General features: G+C 69.2%; 6 protein-coding genes. 1 reads left to right on the forward strand and 5 read right to left on the reverse strand.

Annotated elements, in window-relative coordinates; genetic code table 11:
* The 5 genes from ACRDUX_RS17665 to ACRDUX_RS17685 all read right to left on the reverse strand — a co-directional run.
* On the reverse strand, positions 1-1,283 hold a 1,283-nt coding region (locus tag ACRDUX_RS17665), incomplete at its 3' end, for a DEAD/DEAH box helicase (RefSeq protein ID WP_526415315.1).
* A gap of 271 nt (positions 1,284-1,554) precedes the next feature.
* Positions 1,555-2,952 carry a GTPase HflX gene (gene hflX / locus ACRDUX_RS17670; protein WP_526415316.1) on the reverse strand — a complete coding sequence of 466 codons (1,398 nt, stop codon included), beginning with the start codon at positions 2,950-2,952 and terminating at the stop codon, positions 1,555-1,557.
* Positions 2,953-2,997: 45 nt separating this feature from the next.
* Positions 2,998-3,870, reverse strand: coding sequence for a diaminopimelate epimerase (gene dapF, locus ACRDUX_RS17675; protein WP_526415317.1), 873 nt, complete (start codon positions 3,868-3,870; stop codon positions 2,998-3,000).
* Between the two features lie 4 nt (positions 3,871-3,874).
* The gene (miaA, locus tag ACRDUX_RS17680; protein WP_526415320.1) at positions 3,875-4,825 is read right to left on the reverse strand and encodes a tRNA (adenosine(37)-N6)-dimethylallyltransferase MiaA; all 951 of its coding nucleotides are present in this window, start codon (positions 4,823-4,825) and stop codon (positions 3,875-3,877) included.
* A gap of 20 nt (positions 4,826-4,845) precedes the next feature.
* Entirely contained in the window at positions 4,846-5,532 is a 687-nt protein-coding gene (locus tag ACRDUX_RS17685) for a class III extradiol ring-cleavage dioxygenase family protein (protein ID WP_526415318.1), read from the reverse strand.
* Between the two features lie 207 nt (positions 5,533-5,739).
* On the opposite strand from ACRDUX_RS17685, the gene ACRDUX_RS17690 reads away from it, so the two are divergent.
* On the forward strand, positions 5,740-6,705 hold a 966-nt coding region (locus tag ACRDUX_RS17690), incomplete at its 3' end, for a DUF349 domain-containing protein (RefSeq protein WP_526415319.1).

Genomic DNA, 6,705 nt, shown 5'->3' on the forward strand with positions numbered 1-6,705 from the left:
GCGTTGCCGCGGAACGGAGCGCCGTTGCCGCGTCCCGAGCCGCCACGGCTCGAGCCGCCGCCTCCGGTGCGGACGGGCGTCGCCGCGCGGGGCGGCAGCTCCCGGTGGGGAGCGATCTCGCCGACGAGCTCGAGCACGCTCGCCGAGTCGGCCCGGACCTGCTGCGGCTGAGCCGAGATGCCAGCCTTGCGCAGGAGTTGCTGGGTATCCCTGCGCTGTTCGGGCAACACGACGGTGACCACGTCACCGGCACTGCCCGCGCGCGCCGTACGGCCGGAGCGGTGCAGGTAGGCCTTGTGTTCGACGGGCGGGTCCACGTGCACGACCAGTTCGACGTCGTCGACGTGGACGCCGCGCGCGGCGATGTCCGTCGCGACGAGGACCCGCGCGTCGCCCGAGCTGAACAGGGCGAGGTTGCGGTCACGCGCCGGCTGCGACAGGTTGCCGTGCAGGTCCACCGAGGGAACCCCGGCATCGGTGAGCTGCTTGGCGAGCTTGCGGGCCTGGTGCTTGGTGCGCATGAAGAGGATGCGGCGACCGGTGCCCGACGCGAGCCGGTGCACCAGTTGCGTCTTCTCCTGGGCGCCTGAGACGTGGAACACATGGTGCGTCATGGCAACCGGCGGTGCGTCGACCTCGTCGACCGAGTGGGTGACGGGGTTGTGCAGGAAGCGGTTGACGAGCTTGTCGACACCGTTGTCCAGCGTCGCGGAGAACAGCAGCCGCTGCCCGCCGGACGGGGTGGCCGCGAGGATGCGCGTCACACCGGGCAGGAAGCCCAGGTCGGCCATGTGATCGGCCTCATCGAGCACGGTGATCTGCACCGCGTCGAGAGCGATGTGACGTTGCTTCATCAGGTCTTCGAGGCGGCCCGGGCAGGCGACGACGATGTCGACACCCGCTCGCAGCGCGGACACCTGCCGACTCTGTGACACGCCACCGAAGATCGTGGTGACGTTCATGCCGAGTGCCGCGGCGAGCGGCTCGATGACCGCGGTGATCTGGGTGGCCAGCTCACGTGTGGGAGCCAGCACCAGGCCGGTCGGTTTTGACGGCCGCCGGTTTCCTCCGGCGAGCCGGGCCACCAACGGGATCGTGAACGCCAGTGTCTTTCCGCTGCCGGTCTTTCCGCGGCCGAGAACGTCGCGGCCGCCGAGAGTGTCTGGCAGCGTGCTGGTCTGGATGGGGAACGGTGAGGTGATGCCGCCGTCGGTGAGGATGCGACTGAGTCGCTCGGGCACGCCGAGGGATTCGAAGGTGGGTTCTGTATTTTCCAGAGTCATGTATCTATGCCTTTCAGGCATGGGTGCGGCCGCGTCTGCGCGTGAATGAGGTCAAGCGATTACGGGCTCGATGGGCGAGATTGCCGGTGGGCAATATCGATCGCCGCGAGAAGAGCTGTGCAATGCACTGATCACCTGAATGCGGTGAGCCACGTCACTGTGGCCGGAGGCATCGGGATGATCGAGCGTTCCACGACGTGCTGACGGCGCAGAGCGACACCAACATTGATTCCGAGTCTACCGCACGCGGGCTCAAATCCCGGCGCAGCGCCTAGAAAGTGACGAAGTCGCGCAAACCCGCGGCCAGCGCGGCGGGCACCCGAGCCTTGATGCGCGTGCCGGTTTCGGTGTGCTCCGTGGCGTCGACGCGGCCGTCGGAGTGCATGCGCGCGATCAGATCGCCACGGTCGTAGGGGATGGTGACGTCCACGGTGGTGTCGGTCGGCACCACCATTTCACTCATCCGGCTGCGCAGGCGGTCCAGGCCGTCGCCGGTATGGGCGGAGACGAACACGGCGTCGGGCAGCGCCCGACGCAACTGGGCAAGGCCGAATCCGCTTGCCGCGTCGGTCTTGTTGACTACCAACAATTCCGGGGGCGGAGCGATTCCGTACTCCTGTACCACTTCGTTGACGACCTGGCGCACCGCGTTGACCTGCGCCAGCGGATTGGCATCCGACCCGTCGATCACGTGGACCAGCAGTTCGGCGTCGATGACTTCCTCCAGCGTGGACCGGAACGCCTCGACGAGCTGAGTCGGGAGATGGCGTACGAACCCGACGGTGTCGGTGAGCACGAACGGTCTGCCGTCCTCGAATTGACCTCGGCGCGTGGTGGGTTCGAGGGTGGCGAATAACGCGTTCTCGACAAGCACCCCGGCGCCGGTGAGCGCGTTGAGCAGGCTGGACTTGCCCGCATTGGTGTAACCGACGATCGCGATCGACGCGACGTCGCTCTGCAGCCTGCGCCCGCGCTGAGTGTCGCGGATCTTCTTCATGTCCTTGATTTCTTTGCGCAGCTTGGACATTCGCTCGCGGATCCGGCGACGATCGGTCTCGATCTTGGTCTCGCCGGGACCGCGCGTACCCACTCCGCCGCCGCTGCCGCCCGCGCCGCCACCCTGGCGCGACATCGACTCACCCCAGCCGCGCAGCCTGGGTAGCATGTACTCCATCTGCGCGAAGGCCACCTGCGCCTTGCCCTCCGCGGAGGTGGCGTGCTGGGCGAAGATGTCGAGGATCAACGCAGTGCGATCGATGACCTTCACCTTGACGATCTTCTCGAGCGAGTTCAGCTGGGCGGGGCTCAGTTCGCCGTCGCAGATGACGGTGTCGGCTCCAGTGGCGATGACGATGTCGCGCAGTTCGCGGGCCTTGCCCGAGCCGATGTAGGTCGACGCGTCGGGTTTGTCGCGCCGCTGGATCATCCCCTCGAGCACCTCGGATCCGGCGGTCTCGGCGAGCGCAGCGAGTTCGGCGAGGCTGCCGTCGGCGTCCGACGCGCTGCCGTCGGTCCAGACGCCGATCAGCACGACCCGTTCCAGACGCAGCTGCCGGTATTCGACCTCGGTGACGTCGGCGAGTTCGGTGGACAGACCTGCCACTCGGCGTAGTGCAGAGCGGTCTTCGAGGTCGAGTTCGCCCGTACTGGGCATCCTGGGATGAGTCATGTGTCTATTGATGTTGCCCTTTCGAGGTGGCGTTGCGCATCTGATTTACCGGTCGTGGGAATGCCACCAATCATCCGACAGCTCGCCGTGAGCCACCAGCACCGACGGTCCCCGCAGATAGCTGGTGGTATCGGTGATCGTCACGGTCACCTCGCCGCCGGGTATCCGAACCCGTAGCGTGCCCGTCTCGAGGCCCTGGTGGCCGAGTGCGGCCACCGCGGCTGCGACGGTTCCCGTTCCACACGAACGGGTTTCGCCGACACCGCGCTCGTGCACCCGCATCGTGACACCGCCGTCGACCGGAGCCGTGAGGACTTCCACGTTGACGCCACCGGGGAACTGCGCCGCGTCGAACCAGACCGGCGCCGCGACGTCGAGGGCGGTCAACTCCTCAATGGTCATCGCGGCGTCCACGCATGCGAGGTGTGGATTTCCGACGTCGACGGCCAGTCCACCGAACCGGCGCCCGCCCACGACGGCCGCGCCGGTACCGAACTGGTTGGCCTTGCCCATGTCGACGGTGACGTCGGCCGACAGCGCATCGACGTCGTGCAGCACCACGGGACGCGGCCCGGCCAGCGAGCCGACGACGAACTCGTCACGTTGCTCGAGTCCGGTGGTCCGCAGATAGTGGGCGAACACGCGTACGCCGTTGCCGCACATCTGGGCGATGGAGCCGTCGGCGTTGCGGTAGTCCATGTACCAGTCGGCGGGGTCGACGCCCTCCGGGATCCTGTCCAGGACCCCGCTGGCCAGCGCGGCTTCGGCGGTGGTGACTCGCAGTACGCCGTCGGCACCGAGACCGCGGCGTCGGTCGCACAGCGCCGACACCGCTGCGGGAGTCAGCGCCAGGCGGGCCTCGACGTCGGGCAGCAGCACGAAGTCGTTCTCCGTACCGTGCCCCTTGGCGAACATCACCTGTTCAGGATACGTGCGACTCCCCCGGTTCCGGATCTGCGGCTCGTCGGGCCTCCCACACCCGCAGCGTCTCGCCGAGGTTGTCCGTCGCTGCGCCGTCGAGCCAGTGGATGCGGTGGTCACGGCGGAACCACGACCGCTGCCTGCGCACGTAGCGTCTGGTGCCGATGAACGTGCGCTCACGGGCCTCTGCGATGGCGTCGGCACCGCCCCCGTCACTCAGGGCGGCGAGAACCTGCGCGTAGCCAAGCGCCCGGGACGCCGTCACGCCCTCGCGTAGGCCGCGGCTCGTCAGCGTGACCACCTCGTCGACCAGTCCGTCGTCGAACATCGTGTCCGTCCTGAGCCGCAGTCGTTCGTCGAGAATCGCCGTTTCCCAATCCAATCCGACGATCACGGTGCCCCAGCGAGGTTCGCCGATCGTCGGTGCGCTTGCCGCGAACGGCTGCCCCGTCAGCTCCCCCACCTCGAGCGCGCGCACGATGCGGCGGCCGTCCGTGGGCAGAATCGACGCCGCGGCATCGGGGTCGAGGCTGGCCAGTTCCGAGTGCAGTGCCGCGACGCCGTGCTCGGCGAGTCTGGCCTCCCACCGGGCTCGGACGCGCGGGTCGGTGGCCGGGAAGGCCCATTCGTCCAGAAGCGACTGGACATAGAGCATCGAACCGCCGACGATCACCGGCACCGCCCCACGGGCGATGACGTCGGCGACGTCGGCGGCGGCCGCTCCCTGGTAGCGGCCGACCGTCGCCGTCTGAGTCACGTCGAGGACGTCGAGCTGATGATGCGGGATGCCGCGTCTCTCGGCGACGGGCAGTTTGGCGGTGCCGATGTCCATCCCGCGGTAGAGCTGCATCGCGTCGGCGTTGACGATCTCGCCGCCGAGCCGCACCGCGACGTCGAGCGCCAGAGCGCTCTTGCCGGTCCCCGTTGGCCCGACGATGGCGACGGGCCGCAGCCGGGCCGATTCCCCCACCGTCATGGCGTCCAGAGACCGACGAAGTACCCCACGCCGTAGGGAGCACCGCGGTAGAACTCGCGCGCCGACGACGGCGACGGGCCGGTCAGCCCGGCCAGCACCTGGTAGGCCACCCGGCCGCCGATGCCCGCGGACAGCCGGGTCAGCGCGGTCGCGTCGCCACTCGCCAGTGCGTCGTCGAGCGCCGCCTGGACCGGTGGCGAGTCGGGGTCGTAGCCGCCGGGCGCGGACGCGTTCAGCGTGTTCGCACCGTCGGCGACCACCAGCACCCCGACGGGTTCGGCGATGGGGTCGATCTCGGCGCGCAGGGCCTTGCCGCGCGCCAGAGCGGCCTCGACATCGTGGTCGGCGTCGTACACCCACACCTCGCCGCGCGCCCGAGGAGCGGCCTCGGCACGCACCCAACCGGCGATCAGCGCGCACAGCGGCAACGGCTTGGGTTCGCCGGCAGCGTTCGGCGAGAGGGCGACCCGGACGTCTGCCCCGTAGCCGCCGAAGGTCCCGACAGCGCCGGGGCCGATGACGTTGTCGGCGGCACCGACGCCGATGACGAACCAGCGTTCCGGCAGCTCTCGGACGGCGTCCAGCGCCGCTGACGACAGGTCCCGCAGCTCCGGGGCGGCCCCCGTGGCGAGTTCGGGCACCATCACGGGCGCCGACGGAATCAAGGCGATGGCGGTCAGCACGCCTTCACGCTAGTCAGCGCCCCGGCGGGCATGTTCACGTGCGTCCGCGGTCGACCGTGGAGAACTCCTAGTGCCAACGCGTGGGCGCGCCGACGGGTGACCTGTTTCAATAGCCATGCAATAACCAACGAAGAGCTACCGCTATCAGGCGCCGCGTTGCGCGGCAGGAGCGTGGTCACCCACGCGGAGGGCACGAGGTTCAAGGACATGACGACCAGTGAGTCAGGCGGAGCACCCAGGCCCGCACCCCGCCCGGGCCCGCCCCGCCCCGCTCCGAGGCCGGGCGCCACCGCACCGGCGGTCGTCGTACCCGCTTCGGCCGACCCGCACCAGTTCGGTCGGATCGACGATGACGGCACGGTGTGGCTGGTCACCGCCGCGGGCGAGCGCGTCATCGGCTCCTGGCAGGCCGGCGAGCCCGAAGCCGCGTATGCGCACTTCGGGCGGCGCTACGACGACCTCAACACCGAGGTCGCCCTGATGGAGCGCAGGCTGGCATCGGGAACCGGAGACGCCCGCAAGATCAAGTCCGCGGCCGCCGCGCTGGCCGAGAGTCTGCCGACCGCCTCGGTCCTCGGCGACGTCGACGCCCTGGCACTCAGGCTCGGCGCCATCGTGGAGCAGGCCGACGCCAGCGCAGCCGAGGAACGCCAGAAGCGCGAGCAGCACCGCGCCGCGCAGACCACGCGCAAGGAGGCACTGGCCGTCGAGGCCGAGGACATCGCCGCTAACGCCACCCAGTGGAAGTCCGCGGGCGACCGGCTGCGCGAGATCCTCGATGAGTGGCGCACCGTCACGGGGTTGGACCGCAAGACGGACGACGCGCTGTGGAAGCGCTATTCCGCTGCCCGTGAGACGTTCAACCGTCGTCGCGGCTCGCACTTCGCCGAGCTGGACCGCGAGCGAGTGGGCACCCGCCAGGCCAAGGAGGCGCTGTGCGAGCGCGCCGAGCAGCTCGCCGACTCAACCGACTGGGGCGCAACGGCCGCGACGTTCCGCGACATGCTTACCCAGTGGAAGGCCGCGGGCCGCGCCGCCAAGGATGTCGATGACGCTCTGTGGCGTCGTTTCAAGGCCGCCCAGGACAAGTTCTTCAAGGCCCGCAACGCGGTCAACGCCGAGCGTGACGCCGAGTTGGATTCCAACGCCGCTACCAAGGACGCGCTGCTGGTC

This window comes from Mycobacterium sp. (assembly GCF_050701675.1).
In the GTDB taxonomy this organism is placed as follows: Bacteria; Actinomycetota; Actinomycetes; order Mycobacteriales; family Mycobacteriaceae; genus Mycobacterium.

What these genes read in the sequence shown, in the direction of transcription:
- hflX (WP_526415316.1), bottom strand. Translation starts at nt 2,952, where the DNA reads ATGACTCATCCCAGGATGCCCAGTACGGGCGAACTCGACCTCGAAGAC.